This is a genomic window from Mycobacterium paragordonae (genome assembly GCF_003614435.1).
Lineage (GTDB): Bacteria > Actinomycetota > Actinomycetes > Mycobacteriales > Mycobacteriaceae > Mycobacterium > Mycobacterium paragordonae.
Genome location: NZ_CP025546.1, coordinates 2,167,772 through 2,181,212 on the forward strand (window position 1 = coordinate 2,167,772; position 13,441 = coordinate 2,181,212).

13 protein-coding genes are annotated in these 13,441 nt (G+C 66.9%); 7 read left to right on the plus strand and 6 right to left on the minus strand.

The window, feature by feature from the left end; all coding sequences use genetic code 11:
- Window positions 1–20: 20 nt before the first annotated feature.
- The gene (locus tag C0J29_RS10150) at window positions 21–671 is read left to right on the plus strand and encodes a nitroreductase (RefSeq protein ID WP_120792227.1); all 651 of its coding nucleotides are present in this window, start codon (window positions 21–23) and stop codon (window positions 669–671) included.
- 1 nt (window position 672) lies between these two features.
- Here C0J29_RS10150 and C0J29_RS10155 read toward each other — a convergent pair whose 3' ends face one another.
- The 5 genes from C0J29_RS10155 to rpmB all read right to left on the minus strand — a co-directional run bounded on the left by C0J29_RS10155 (window position 673) and on the right by rpmB (window position 4,823).
- Window positions 673–1,503, minus strand: coding sequence for an oxidoreductase (locus C0J29_RS10155; protein WP_065164696.1), 831 nt, complete (start codon window positions 1,501–1,503; stop codon window positions 673–675).
- Between the two features lies 1 nt (window position 1,504).
- Entirely contained in the window at window positions 1,505–2,749 is a 1,245-nt protein-coding gene (locus tag C0J29_RS10160) for a DUF1214 domain-containing protein (RefSeq protein WP_120792228.1), read from the minus strand.
- The gene (locus C0J29_RS10165) at window positions 2,746–3,885 is read right to left on the minus strand and encodes a sulfotransferase family protein (RefSeq protein WP_120794663.1); all 1,140 of its coding nucleotides are present in this window, start codon (window positions 3,883–3,885) and stop codon (window positions 2,746–2,748) included. The genes C0J29_RS10160 and C0J29_RS10165 overlap by 4 nt, the downstream gene beginning before the upstream one ends.
- 26 nt (window positions 3,886–3,911) lie before the next feature.
- On the minus strand, window positions 3,912–4,355 hold the full coding sequence (locus tag C0J29_RS10170) for a nuclear transport factor 2 family protein (RefSeq protein WP_120792229.1): 444 nt from the start codon (window positions 4,353–4,355) through the stop codon (window positions 3,912–3,914).
- 273 nt (window positions 4,356–4,628) lie between these two features.
- The gene (gene rpmB / locus C0J29_RS10175) at window positions 4,629–4,823 is read right to left on the minus strand and encodes a 50S ribosomal protein L28 (protein ID WP_065043999.1); all 195 of its coding nucleotides are present in this window, start codon (window positions 4,821–4,823) and stop codon (window positions 4,629–4,631) included.
- Between the two features lie 241 nt (window positions 4,824–5,064).
- On the opposite strand from rpmB, the gene C0J29_RS10180 reads away from it, so the two are divergent.
- The 3 genes from C0J29_RS10180 to C0J29_RS10190 are packed head-to-tail and all read left to right on the plus strand — an operon-like array spanning window position 5,065 to window position 9,664.
- Window positions 5,065–6,726: a DAK2 domain-containing protein gene (locus tag C0J29_RS10180; protein WP_120792230.1), complete on the plus strand. Its 1,662-nt coding sequence runs from the start codon at window positions 5,065–5,067 to the stop codon at window positions 6,724–6,726.
- Window positions 6,726–8,954, plus strand: a complete 2,229-nt coding sequence (gene recG, locus C0J29_RS10185; protein WP_065164699.1) for an ATP-dependent DNA helicase RecG — start codon at window positions 6,726–6,728, stop codon at window positions 8,952–8,954. The genes C0J29_RS10180 and recG overlap by 1 nt, the downstream gene beginning before the upstream one ends.
- Window positions 8,951–9,664: an HNH endonuclease family protein gene (locus C0J29_RS10190; protein WP_120792231.1), complete on the plus strand. Its 714-nt coding sequence runs from the start codon at window positions 8,951–8,953 to the stop codon at window positions 9,662–9,664. The genes recG and C0J29_RS10190 overlap by 4 nt, the downstream gene beginning before the upstream one ends.
- A gap of 116 nt (window positions 9,665–9,780) precedes the next feature.
- Here C0J29_RS10190 and C0J29_RS10195 read toward each other — a convergent pair whose 3' ends face one another.
- Window positions 9,781–10,629, minus strand: a complete 849-nt coding sequence (locus C0J29_RS10195) for an aldo/keto reductase (protein ID WP_120792232.1) — start codon at window positions 10,627–10,629, stop codon at window positions 9,781–9,783.
- Between the two features lie 196 nt (window positions 10,630–10,825).
- On the opposite strand from C0J29_RS10195, the gene C0J29_RS10200 reads away from it, so the two are divergent.
- The 3 genes from C0J29_RS10200 (at window position 10,826) to C0J29_RS10210 (ending at window position 13,430) form a co-directional block, all read left to right on the plus strand.
- Window positions 10,826–11,944, plus strand: coding sequence for an alpha/beta hydrolase (locus C0J29_RS10200; protein WP_120792233.1), 1,119 nt, complete (start codon window positions 10,826–10,828; stop codon window positions 11,942–11,944).
- Between the two features lie 73 nt (window positions 11,945–12,017).
- Window positions 12,018–12,791, plus strand: coding sequence for a DsbA family protein (locus tag C0J29_RS10205; RefSeq protein WP_065043993.1), 774 nt, complete (start codon window positions 12,018–12,020; stop codon window positions 12,789–12,791).
- Between the two features lie 15 nt (window positions 12,792–12,806).
- A complete protein-coding gene (locus tag C0J29_RS10210) occupies window positions 12,807–13,430 on the plus strand; it encodes a vitamin K epoxide reductase family protein (protein ID WP_120792234.1) in 624 nt (207 codons plus the stop codon).
- The last annotated feature ends 11 nt before the right edge of the window (window positions 13,431–13,441 follow it).

A 13,441-nucleotide genomic window follows, 5' to 3' on the forward strand; every position in this document is an offset into this window, starting at 1 on the left:
ACCCCGTCAGGAGGAAGCGCATGTACGACCTCGAGGACACCATCCGGCAGCGCCGGTCCAGCCGCATGTTCCTGCCCGACCCGGTACCGCGACAGTTGGTCGAAGAGTCACTGGCGCTGGCGATGCATGCGCCGTCCAACTCCAATGTCCAGCCGTGGCAGGTCGTTTTCGCCAGCGGCGCGGCCAGGAACCGGTTGGTTTCGGCGCTGTTGGCCCAGGCCCGCTCTGAACCGCCCAGGGTTCCGCAGCTACCACCGGCTTTCGCGCACCTGCGGCGGGAACTGGGCGCGCAAGTCTACGGCTCGATGGGGATCGCCCGCGACGACGCGGCCGCGCGCCAGGAAGCGGTGCTGCGCAACTGGGAATTCTTTCGCGCTCCGCTGGGCGGGGTCGTGTTCATGCACCAGGACCTGGATGTCGTCGACGGCATGGGTGTCGGGATGTTTCTGCAGAACCTGTTGTTGGCCTTGACCGCTCGCGGACTCGGTACCTGTGTTCAGGTGTCGATCGCCGGCTACCCGGAGATCGTCCGCGAGCAACTGGGCATCGCCGCCGACATGCGCATTCTGTGCGGTCTGGCGGTCGGCTACCCGGACCCGGACTTTCCGGCCAACTCGCTGCGGATCGGCCGCGACAGCCTGGACAAGCACGCGGTGTTCCTGGACGAATGAGCTAGCTGCCCGGGAAGTTCACGTCCTTCGTGACGGACTTCCACTCCTCGATCGACGCCGAGGTCGCGGCGATCTTGTCCCGCATCGCTTTCAGCACGTCACGTCCCAGCAGCAGCCGCAACGGGGGATCGTCGAGTTCGGTCACCATCAGCACCGCCTCAGCGACCTTGCGCGGATCGCCCGGCAGGTGGTCGGCGAATTGCTTGATCAGGTCCTTGCGCGCGGCGACGTCGGCGTAATCGGCGATCGGAGTGCCGGTTTCCTTCATCGATCTGGTCGCCCAGTCGGTGCGAAACGCGCCGGGTTCGATTGCGGTCACCTTGATCCCGAGCGGTCGGACCTCGGTGGCCAGAGCTTCGGTCACCGCTTCCAACGCAAATTTGGTGGACGAGTAGTAGGCGTTGGGTGGGTTGGCCACCAGGCCGGTCATCGACGAGATGTTGACGATGTGTCCGGCGCGGCGGGCGCGCATTTCCGGCAGCACCGCCTTGATCATGTCGACCGCCCCGAAGTAGTTGACGTCGAACAGTTTCCGGACCTCGGCGTCCTCGCCCTCCTCCACGGCCGAGAGATAGCCGTGGCCGGCGTTGTTGACCAGCACGTCGATTCCGCCGAACGCCTGCTCGGCCGCGCCGACCGCGTCCGCGATCTGAGCGGCGTCGGTGACGTCCAGTGCCAACACCAAAGCCCGACCACCGAATTCGTTCGCAAGGTCTTGCACCGCCTCGACCCGCCGCGCGGTCACCGCGACGCTGTGGCCCGCTTGCAATGCGCCACGGGCGATCTCGCGGCCGAACCCGGTGGAGCAGCCGGTCACTAACCACCGCGCCATCTCAGGGCGTCCCTTCCGGCAGGCGCCGCAGATAGGCCGCTCGCCGGTCGGCCAACTCCGCTGCCCGCTGTTCGGAACCCACCCGCAGCAGGTGCGGCACTTCAGCATCGAGCCGATCCAACTTGACCACCCGCCCGTGCGCGCCGAGACCCGCGCGCGGTCCCGTCGCACCGAATTCCGCCATCCGCAGGGTCAGGATCGCTTCGCGCAGTCCGTCCGTATCGATCCAATTCGCCACGCCCGGATCCTCCGGCGCAATCACATAGGTATAGGTGCCGTCTTCGTTGGCCACCGACTGCGCCTTGTTCAGGCTGCCGGTGCGGTCGATGATGTCCAGCGTGGTGCCCCAGATATTGCTCAGCGGCACGGTGAAGTATTCGGCGCCGCCGTCATTGAGGTCGACCACAAACGCCTCGTCCGGAGCGAGATCGAACCGGCCCATGACGTAGAACTGGTTGCGCATCGCGCCGTCGGTGTCGGCGGACCAGGCCAGGTCGAAGTGGTTGGCCGGCATCTTGTACACGCCGTGGCTGAGCTTGCCGGTGAAGTTCGCGAAATAGGCCATCATCGCGGCTGTCGCCTCCGCCTGCTCATCAAGGGTGCGGGCCGGCGCCGCCGGGGCGCTGCCAAGCCGTTGTATCTCAAAGTGATTGGGGTCATCGCGACCCCAGTCGAGCAGCATGTCGCGGATGTAGAACTCATGCGCCTGCGGGGTACTCTGCACGTGGTTGGGGCGGCCGTTGGCCGGGTCGGAGTCGACGGTGATGGTGAAGCTTCCGTCGGAGTCGACCGCCATGGTGCGGCCGTTGAGTACGTCGACGGTGCCCATGTGCGCGTCCCACAGGGTGAAGTAGTTCTCGGTCATCCGGTGCTCACCCACCCGTCCGTGGATCTCGTAGCGTTCGTCGCCGGAGATCGGTATCACCCGGTACACGCTGTCGGGATTGTCTATCCCCCAACGGGATCCAGGGATGCGCCGGCCGTCCACCGGGTGCGCCAACCGGGTGATGCAGCTGACCTTGGGCCGCAGCTTGTCCTGGTTCGACGACCACACCGCCGCCGAGAACATCACTTCGGCGAAGGCGTCGTCGAAGCGCCCGCGCATTGCCTCGGATGCCTTCGCGCGGCCCAGCCAAGTCTGGGCGACGTCGCGGTAGGCGGCTTTGACGGTGGGATGTTCGATGAGCTCCAGGGCGGCCAGTTCCTGTTCGCGCTGGGACGCGGTGGATACCGGATGGTCGGTCATGCGTTGCTCCTGTCTCGGAAACGCTTGTTGTACAACGTGAAACGTTCATCGATCTGCTCGGGGCACAGGCCGTAATCGGCGAGCCGGTAGGGCGGGCGCGCGTCTTCGCGTGGACGAACCTGCAGCCAGTGCCGCATTGCCTGCTGCGCCTGGTCGGTCAGTGGCACACCGATGGCCTCGTAGACGCGGGATACCTGCCTGATCGGATCGGCGACCGCATCGTCGAACTGAATGTCGGTGACGCATAAGGGGTCCCACTGGTCCCGAACCGCCATCGCCCGGTCATTCGTCCATCCCATGCGCTGCAACCATTCCGCGCCCACCCGGTGCGCGTCGACGTCATCGGCGTGCATCGCGTGCAACGTCGCGTTCAGGCTGGCGCCCGACGCGATCGTGGTCCGCGGGTCGCGGTGCATATGGACCAGGTGCAGTCCGGGGAACCTGGCGCGCAGCACATTCAGGTAGCCCAGGTGCGCCGGCGACTTGAGTACCCAGCGCTCCCCGTGGACACCGCGTCGGCGCTTCTGCCACTGCAGGAACTGCAGCATGCGGTGCAGGTGATCGTAGGCGGGCGTGAAGTTCTGCTGGTCGAGCCAGGACCGGTAATGCGGCAGCTGTGCGCCGGACTCGGGGACGTGCGACAAGAACGCGTCGGCCAGAAAGACGATCTCCTCCTCGGCTTCCCGCGCGTACATCGGGTGGATGGTGAACAGATCGGGTGCGAGCTCGCGCGATTTCGCCTCGCGCGCTTCGCTGATCGCGATGCGGGGGTCGGTGCCGGTGAACGTCTCGTCGAGTTTCGGTGCGACCTCGACGACCTCCCACCCGTAGGCACACAGGAAGCGCGGGTCGGCCGCCAGCAGCCGCTGCACCAAAGTGGTTCCGCTGCGCATCATCCCGACGACGACGATCGGGGCGGCGACCTGTTCGTCGAGTATCTCCGGGTGGCGCCTGATCCACTCCTGCGCGCGAAGCCGCATCCGCAGGCTGTGCACGATCCCGGACCGCAGGATGTGGGTGCCGATCGGGTTGAGGTCCGCGCGTTCGTAGTCGGTCAGCAGCACCCGCAGCGGACGTTCGAATTCCCCCGGGCCCCAATCGGTTAGCGACTCCTTGCGTTGCGCCTCGGCCAGCATCGCCGCGGCGTCGAACGGCGTCACCACTAGAACTTCAGGTGCTGGCTGACGTCGCCGACCTGGTCGACGAACATCGTCCGGCTGTCGAACCACCACACCCCGTCGAGCCGGTGGAAGGTGTCCTTGTAGTGGCCGGTCACGATCACCTGCAGCGGCAGCTCAGTTGTGGCCTGCGTGACGCAGTAGTACGACGTGCTGGTCGCCGTCCCGGTCAAGTCATCGATGTGCAGCTGCACGTTGGTGGTGTTGTGTTTGGTCTTCGGGGTGCCGTCCTCGTAGATCCGGGTGGCCATGTCATACATCTGGCGCACCCGGGCGGCTCCGGCGAACACCGTCTCCGGCGGACCGTCCTCGACTCCGCAGATGCGGCCGTGTTCGAAGAGCCGGGCCACCCCGTCCAGGTCGCCGCCGTCCAGGAGTTGCGCGTAGGTGTAGATCAGGTTGGTGATGGCGATAGCGCTGTCACTCACGTGGAACCACCTCGGCTGTACTCCGTTGTTTCCGCCAGACCCGTTGGTGACGTTACTTGGAGGCCGAGCCGGCGCGATAAGCCGACCCGCAATTCGTTGAGCCTGCGTCGAGGTGGGCGCTACTCGAACTTTCCCTGCCTGTACGCAGGCTCAACCAGTCCATGCTTGCGGGTTCGGCGGCGTTTAGTTGAGTCTGCGTTGGTGGCGGGCGCTACTCGAACTTCGCCTGCCAGGACGCAGGCTCAATGAGCCTGGCCGACGGGCTGGAAAAAGCTAGCCCCGGGTGACCTTGCCGGCCTTGATGCACGAGGTGCACACGTTGAGGCGCTGCTTGTTGCCGCCGGGACGGGCCACGGCGTGCACGGTCTGGACGTTGGGGTTCCACCGGCGGCTGGTGCGGCGGTGGGAGTGCGACACCGACTTACCGAAGCCGGGGCCTTTCCCGCAGATATCGCACACAGCGGCCATGGTTCAAACTCCTCAAGTCTGTTGCTGGGGTCCGGCGACCTCGTCAACGGGTCGGCCGAAACTGAGCCGGAATAGCCCAGGATAGCCCAGGGGAGTCCCAGGATACCGACTGTGGTCGGCAACCACCAAAACGGTCACGGCAGCTGTCGCCCCGGCTGACTAGGCTCTTGCACGGCTACTCTGGCGCGCACCAGAGCCATCGCGCAACACATGCAATGGGCAGTAGGGAGGTGGGGTCGGCTTGGTCACGTCGCAACGTCCGCTCGACGGCCCCGCCCTGCGCGACTGGGCCCACACCACCGTCAGCGACCTGATTACCCACATCGACGAGATCAACCAACTCAACGTGTTCCCGGTCGCCGACTCCGACACGGGCGCAAACATGCTGTTCACGATGCGTGCCGCGCTGGCGCAAGTCGACGCGGAAGCCGGCACGGACACCGATGCCGATGTTGCCCGGGTGGCGGCCGCGCTGTCCGCCGGCGCCGTGACGGGCGCGCGTGGCAATTCCGGGGTGATCTTGTCCCAGATTCTGCTGGGTATCGCGGAGGTGACCGCGGACGCGGCCGACGACTCCGGCGGCGTGCTGCCCACCATCGACGCGGCGACGCTCGGCGCGGCACTCTGGCGCGGGCTGGAGCTGGTGGTGGCATCGATGGGCGGCGACGAGGTGCCGGGCACCATCGTTTCGGTGTTGCGCGCGGCCGCGACTGCCGTCGAGCAGTCCGCAGCAGCCGGCGACACGCTGCCCCGTGCGGTCATCGACGCGGGTGACGCGGCCGTGGTGGCGCTGGAAAAGACCACCGAGCAGCTCGACGTGCTCGCCGACGCAGGCGTGGTGGACGCCGGCGGGCGGGGTCTGCTGGTCATGCTGGATTCACTGCGCTCGACCATCACCGGCAGCGTGCCGGCGCGGAGCTGCTACGAGCCGGCGCCACACTCGCGGCCGGCCGACACCGGCGCCCGCAGGCCGGCTCCCCAGTTCGAGGTGATGTACCTGCTGGCCGGCTGCGACGCGGCGGCTGCCGACACGCTGCGCGACCGCCTCGGCGAACTCGGCGACTCGGTGGCCATCGCGGCGAATCCCTCGGACAGCTATTCGGTGCATGTCCACACCGACGACGCCGGGGCCGCCATCGAAGCCGGGATCACGGCGGGCCACCTCAGCCGGATCGTGGTCTCCGCGCTCAGTTCCGGCGCCACCGGACTGCCCGCGGGCAGCTGGACCCGCGAACGCGCGGTGCTGGCCGTCGTCGACGGCGACGGCGCCGACGAGTTGTTCGCCGGCGAAGGCGCCTGCGTGTTGCGGCCGGACGAAGGCACCGACATCACCGCCCACCAGTTGGTTCGCGCCGTGGTGGACACCGGCGCCGCCCAGGTGATGGTGCTGCCCAATGGTTACGTGGCCGCCGAGGAGCTGGTGGCGGGTTGCACCGCCGCGAACGGCTGGGGCGTGGACGTGGTGCCGGTGCCGACCGGATCGATGGTGCAGGGCCTGGCCGCGCTGGCCGTCCACGACCCCGACCGCCAGGCCGTCGACGACGGCTACTCGATGGCACGCGCTGCCGGAGTGGCCCGGCACGGGTCGGTGCGCATCGCCACCGAGAACGCGTTGACCTGGGCCGGGACCTGCCGACCGGGTGACGGCCTGGGCATCGCCGGAGACGAGGTGTTGATCGTGGCGGCCGACGTCGCCGCGGCGGCCATCGGCCTGCTGGATCTGCTGCTGGCATCCGGCGGCGACCTGGTGACGGTGCTGACCGGCTCCGAACTCGCTGACACCGACATCGAGGCGGTGGGCAGCGTCCTCGAGCGGCACATGCACGACCGGCATCCCGGCAGCGAGCTGGTGGTCTACCGCACCGGGCATCGCGGTGACGTGCTGTTGATCGGGGTGGAGTAGTGGGCGTAGGGCTCGGTGATCGCCTCGACCTGGTGATCGGGGCGAAATCCGCCGACCCGCTCGACGACGTGTTCGGCATCAAGACCGTCGGTGACCTGCTGAGGCACTACCCGCGAAGCTACGTCGCGCGCAACGCCACCCGAGGCATCGAGGACGAGCGCCCCGAGGAAGGCGAGCACGTCACCATCGTCGACGTGATCACGGCCGCGTCGCCCGGCTGGATGAAGAAGCGGTCGCCGAACCAGAAACAGCGGAAATTTCTCCGGATCACCGTCGGATCCGGCCGCGGCAAGGTGACCGCGACGTTCTTCAACGCGGAATACATCATGAAGGACCTCACGGAGGGCACCAAGGTGATGCTCTCCGGGGAGGTGGGCTACTTCAAAGGAGCCATGCAGTTCACCCACCCGGACTACTACATTCTGGATTCACCGCATGGAAGAAGCCACGGCAGCAAATCGTTGCGCAGCATCGCCGAAGCTTCCCAGAAGTCCCGTGGTGAAGTCGCGATGGAGGAGTTCGAGCGTCCGTTCTTCCCGATCTACCCGGCCAGCGCGAAATTACAGACCTGGGACATCTATGCCTGCGTACGGCAGGTCCTCGCAGTCCTGGACCCGGTGCCTGATCCGCTGCCGGCCAACCTGCGGCACAGATACGACCTGGTCTGCGAAGACGACGCGCTGCGCGACATTCACCTCTCCGACGAGGAATTCCTGCGCGACAAAGCCCGCAGCCGGCTGACCTTCGACGAGGCCGTCGGCCTGCAGTGGGCGCTGGTCGCCCGCCGGCACGGCGAGCTGTCCGAATCGGGACCGGCGGCGCCGCCGCGCTCCGACGGTCTGGCCGCGGAGTTGATGCATCGGCTGCCCTTCGAACTCACCACAGGCCAGCGCGAGGTACTCGCGGTGTTATCCGACGACTTGTCCCAGACCCGTCCGATGAACCGCCTGTTGCAGGGTGAGGTCGGATCGGGCAAGACGATCCTCGCGGTGCTGGCGATGATGCAGATGGTCGACGCGGGCTATCAGTGCGCGTTGCTCGCGCCGACGGAAGTCCTTGCCGCACAACATCTCCTGTCGATCACCGACGTGCTGGGCCCGCTGGCTATGGGCGGTCTGCTCGGTGGTGACGACAGCGCAACCCGGGTGGCGCTGCTCACCGGATCGATGACGGCCGCGCAGAAGAAGAAGGTCCGCGCCGAGATCGGGAGCGGCGAAGCCGGCATCGTCATCGGCACCCACGCACTGCTGCAGGAAGCGGTGGAGTTCCACAAGCTGGGTCTGGTCGTGGTCGACGAGCAACATCGGTTCGGGGTCGAGCAGCGAGATCAGTTGCGCGCCAAGGCTCCTGCCGGCATCACCCCGCACCTGCTGGTGATGACCGCGACGCCGATTCCGCGCACCGTCGCGCTCACCGTTTACGGCGACCTGGAGACGTCCACCTTGCGGGAACTGCCGCGGGGACGCCAGCCGATCACCAGCAGCGTGATCTTCATGAAGGAGAAGCCCGCGTGGCTCGAGCGGGCCTGGCAGCGGATCCGGGAGGAAGTCGCCGCCGGCCGCCAGGCCTACGTGGTGACGCCGCGGATCGACGAGACGGAAGCCGACGCCAAGACCGAAGATCGGCCTTCCGCGACGGCCGAGGGGACTTTCGCCCGCCTGCACGCGAAAGAGCTGGCGGACCTGCGGCTGGGCCTGATGCACGGACGGTTGCCGGCCGACGAGAAGGACGCCGCAATGACCGCTTTCCGGGCCGGCCAGATCGACGTGCTGGTGTGCACGACGGTCATCGAGGTGGGCGTCGATGTTCCCAACGCCACCGTGATGCTGGTGCTGGACGCGGACCGGTTCGGCATCAGCCAGTTGCACCAGTTGCGTGGCCGCATCGGCCGCGGACAGCACCCGAGCCTGTGCCTACTGGAGACCTGGAGCTCGGAAGGGTCGTTAGCCGGTAGGCGGTTGAAGGCGGTCGCCGCGACCATGGACGGGTTCGCGCTCGCCGATCTCGACCTCAAGGAGCGCAAGGAAGGAGATGTGCTGGGCCGCAACCAGTCCGGTCGGGCGATCACACTGCGGCTGCTGTCGCTGGCCGACCATCTGGAGGTCATCGAGGCCGCCCGGGCGTACTGTCTGGCCGCCTACGAGCAGAACCCCGCGAACCACGATCTGGCGCTGATGGCAGCACCTTTCACCAACGCAGACCGCATCGAGTACCTGGACAAGTCGTGAGGCGCCGGACGTTATGGTGGCTGGCCGCTCTCGCAGCGCTGGCCGTGCTGGTCGCCTACCAGACCCTGGGATCGTCGGCGGCCCGGCGTGCCGACGAATTCGCCGCGCGCGCCGACGTTCCCACGGTCGCGCCGGGCGCAGACGTCCTCGCCGGCATCGCCGTCGTTCCGCAGCGCCTGCACCGCTATGACTATCTCCGGTCAGCGTTCGGCGATGATTGGACCGATGACAACGACGCCCCGGGCGGCCACAACGGGTGCGACACCCGCGACGACATCCTCAACCGCGACCTGGTGGAGGTCACGCACGTCTACACCAAGCGCTGCCCGGACGCGGTGGCCACCGGCATCCTGCACGACCCGTACACCAACGCCGTTATCACCTTCCAGCGCGGCGCCAAGGTGGGCGAGGCGGTGCAGATCGACCATCTGGTGCCGCTGTCCTACGCCTGGGACATGGGCGCCAACGGCTGGCCGGCCGCGCAGCGGGTGCGTTTCGCCAACGACCCGGCCAACCTGCTGGCCGTTCAGGGGCAGGCCAACCAGGACAAAGGCGATAAGCAGCCGGCGTTGTGGATGCCGCCCAACGCCGCATTCGCCTGTCAGTACGCGGTCCAGTTCATCGCCGTGCTGCGCGGCTATTCACTGCCGGTGGATCAGGCCTCCGGGGACGTGCTGCGCGGCGCCGCCGCCACCTGCCCGGCCGGCTGACCGGACCCGCCGACCAGCCCCGACGACCAGCCCCGTCGACCGGCCCCGGCGACTGTGAATCTCCCGACGCGACCCTCCGGCGCGGCCTCGCCGAATTCACGCTCGACGGGAGCGGTTTAGGTGCCGGCGTAGGTTTCCGGGTCCGGACGAAGCCGGGTGCCGTCGTTCAGGCCGGTCAGCGCATTCATGTGCTCGGCGGACAGCTCGAAGTCGAACACGTCCAGGTTGCCGGCGATGTGCTCGGCGTTGGCCGAGCGGAACACGACCGAGTTGCCCAGTTGCACATTCCACCGCAACAGCACCTGCGACACCGTCTTCCCGTATTCGCCCGCGATCGAGGTGACGGTCGGGTTCTCCGCCAACTTGCCGAGCGCCAGCGGGGTATAGGCCTGCGTGACGATCTGGTGCCCCTCGTTCGCCTTGCGCAGTTCCTCCTGATTGAGCAGGGGGTGCAGTTCGATCTGGTTGATCGCCGGCGTGACGAACGTCAGGTCGATCACCATCTCCAGGTACTCCGCGGTGAAGTTGGACACTCCGATCGAGCGGGCGTGTCCTTCACCGCGGGACTGGATCAGTCCGCCCCAGGAGTCCACATACTTACCCTGCGCCGGCGCCGGCCAGTGGATCAGATACAGGTCGACGTAGTCGAGACCGAGCCGCTCCAGGCTGGCCTTGCAGGCGTCCTGAGAGAAGTTGAAGCCGTGGTTCTCGGTGGCCAGTTTGGTGGTGACGAAGAGTTCCGCCCGCGGGATGCCGGAGGCGGCGATCGCACGGCCGACCGCGGCCTCGTTGCCGTATGCGGATGCGGTGTCGATGAGTCGGCAGCCCATCTCCAGCGCGGCTGACACGGCGCGTTCGGTCTCGTCCTCCGAGAGATCCGCGGTGCCAAGGCCCAGCACCGGAATCGTGTTCTCGTCGTTGAGGGTTATTGAGGGAACCGCCGCGGCGCCCGACTCGCCAGTCACGTAATTTCACCTGCCTGTTTGAAGTGAATAGTCTCCGATCTCGGGACCACGATATTACCGAGATGGATATGCGACCTAATCAACCCTCGGTGAGTGTCGGAATTCGTCAATTTGGTCACGACGTACAGTTGGTCGCGGGGTACGCCGGAATCGGTGAGTCTGCCAGCGTCACGAAAGTTCTTGTAGGGAGCGGCCCATGACCAAAAGTCTGCCCGGCACGCAGGACCTCCATCTCGGGGTAACGCGTCCACCGGCGGGGTGGAAGACGCGCGTGCAGAACACCATCACCACCACTGGCATGAAAGTCATTCCCTGGGTTCCGTCGGTCGCCAAACGGCTGCTGACGCGGGGCCGTTCGGTGATCATCGACGGCAACACCCTCGACCCGACGCTGCAGCTGATGCTGACGGGCATGCGCGCCGCCGGTATCGACGGCCTGGTGGTCGACGACGACCCCGGGCCCTCCCGCGCCCTGATGCACGACAGCATGGTGGCGCTCCCCGGCCCGCAGATCCACGTTGAGGTCACCGAGCTCTCGCTGCCGGGACCGGCCGGCGAGATCCCGGCCCGGCACTACCGTCCGCCCAACGGCGACAACGCGCCCCTGCTGGTCTTCTATCACGGCGGCGGCTGGGTGATCGGTGACCTGGACACCCATGACGCGCTGTGCCGATTGACCTGCCGCGATGCCGGCGCACACGTCCTGTCCATCGACTACCGGCTGGCACCGGAGCATCCGGCGCCGGCGGCGATCGAGGACGCCTATGCCGCCTTCCAGTGGGCCTGCGAGAACGCCGCCCGGCTCGGCGCGGCTCCCGGACTGGTCGCCGTCGGCGGCGACAGCGCGGGCGGCAACCTGGCGGCCGTCGTCAGCCAGCTGGCCCGGGACAGCGGCGGCCCCGCCCCGGTGCTGCAGTGGCTGATCTACCCGCGCACCGATTTCAGCACGCGGACCCGCTCGATGAGCCTGTTCGCGCGGGGCTTCCTGCTGACCAAGCGCGACATGGACTGGTTCGAGTCGCAGTACCTCAGGAAATCCGGCATCGACACCAAAGATCCCCGCGTCTCGCCGGCACTGGCGCCATCGCTGTCCGGGCTGGCGCCCGCCCTGATCGCGGTCGCCGGATTCGACCCGTTACGCGACGAGGGCGTGGACTACGCGACGGCCTTGCGAGCCGCCGGTACCGACGTGGACCTGCGCTATCTGGGGTCGTTGACGCACGGTTTCGCCAACCTTTTCCAGCTGGGGGGCGACAGCGCCGTAGCGACGACCGAAATGATTTCGGCGTTGCGGGCGCACCTGAGCCGGTGCTGACCCGCCTCACCAGTGGCGTCGGTAGTCTAGAGGCGCCCGACTGCGGGTGAAGTCAACGAAACGTGAGGATCTCGTGGCCGACAAACCCAAGCGCCCCGCTCGACTCGACCTGAAATCCGGGTCCGGTGACGGCAAGTTCGGCAGGCTCATCCAGATCGGCGGGACCGCGATCGTGGTCATCTTCGCCGTCGCCCTCGTCTTCTACATCGTGACGAACAATCACAAGAAGACCCCGGTCAGCGGGGAAGGCGCGGTCCGCGTGACGTCGAGCAAGCTGGTCACCGACAATGGCCAGTCCAGTGGCAAGCCCAAAGCCCTGGTCGCCTTCTACGAAGACTTCCTGTGTCCGGCGTGCGGCAACTTCGAGCGTGGCTTCGGCCCCACCGTCTCCAAGCTGATCGACATCGGCGCCATCGCGGCGGACTACTCCATGGTCACGATCCTGGACAGCCCGCGAACCCAGAACTACTCCTCGCGGGCCGCCGCCGCGGCTTACTGCGTGGCCGACGAGTCCATCGAAGCGTTCCGCCGGTTCCACTCGGCGCTGTACAGCAAGGACATCCAGCCGGAAGAGACCGGCACGAAATTCCCCGACAATGCGCGACTGATCGAGATCGCCCGTGAGGCGGGCGCCGCGGGCAAGGTGCCGGACTGCATCAACAGCGGCAAGTACATCTCGAAGGTCACCGGCCTCGCGGCGGCCAGCAACATCCGCGCCACCCCGACGGTCCGGATCAACGGCGAGGAATACGACCCGTCGACACCCGAGGCCCTGGTCGCCAAGATCAGGGACATCGTCGGCAACATTCCGGGCATGGACGAGGCTTCGGCGGCCTCGAAGACTTAACAGAAGACCTCAGAGATGTCAGTCGACGTTGTCGCCGAGGAATCCGGCGAAGTGAAACCGGCGGGCACGTGGGTGCCCGTGCTGAGCGCCTGGTGGGTGCTGATCGGCGGCGTGATCGGCCTGCTCTCCTCGATCACGCTGACCGTGGAGAAGATCGAACTGCTGCGCAACCCCTCTTACGTGCCGACCTGCAACATCAACCCGATCGTGTCGTGCGGTTCGGTGATGGTGACCAAGCAGGCGTCGCTGCTCGGGTTCCCCAATCCGCTGCTGGGCATCGCGGGCTTCACCGTGGTGGTGGTCACCGGGGTGCTGGCGGTGGCGAAAGTGCCGCTGCCGCGGTGGTATTGGACCGGCCTGGAGGTCGGGCTGGCGATCGGTGCGGTATTCGTGCACTGGCTGATCTTCCAGAGCCTGTACCGGATCGGGGCCCTCTGCCCGTACTGCATGGTGGTGTGGGCGATGACCATCACGCTGTTGGTGGTGGTGACATCCATCCTGCTGCGTCCGACGCTGGACGACCGCGGCCTGTTGCGGTTGCTGTTCGGGTGGCGGTGGTCATTCGTCACGTTCTGGTTCACCGCGGTTTTGCTCCTGATCCTCGTCCGCTTCTGGAACTATTGGTCAACGCTCATCTGAGTTAGGGGTCA

Coding starts and splice junctions, on each gene's coding strand:
- C0J29_RS10150 (WP_120792227.1), top strand. CDS start 21: ATGTACGACCTCGAGGACACCATCCGGCAGCGCCGGTCCAGCCGCATG.
- C0J29_RS10155 (WP_065164696.1), bottom strand. CDS start 1,503: ATGGCGCGGTGGTTAGTGACCGGCTGCTCCACCGGGTTCGGCCGCGAG.
- C0J29_RS10160 (WP_120792228.1), bottom strand. CDS start 2,749: ATGACCGACCATCCGGTATCCACCGCGTCCCAGCGCGAACAGGAACTG.
- C0J29_RS10165 (WP_120794663.1), bottom strand. CDS start 3,885: ATGCTGGCCGAGGCGCAACGCAAGGAGTCGCTAACCGATTGGGGCCCG.
- rpmB (WP_065043999.1), bottom strand. CDS start 4,823: ATGGCCGCTGTGTGCGATATCTGCGGGAAAGGCCCCGGCTTCGGTAAG.
- C0J29_RS10200 (WP_120792233.1), top strand. CDS start 10,826: ATGACCAAAAGTCTGCCCGGCACGCAGGACCTCCATCTCGGGGTAACG.
- C0J29_RS10210 (WP_120792234.1), top strand. CDS start 12,807: ATGTCAGTCGACGTTGTCGCCGAGGAATCCGGCGAAGTGAAACCGGCG.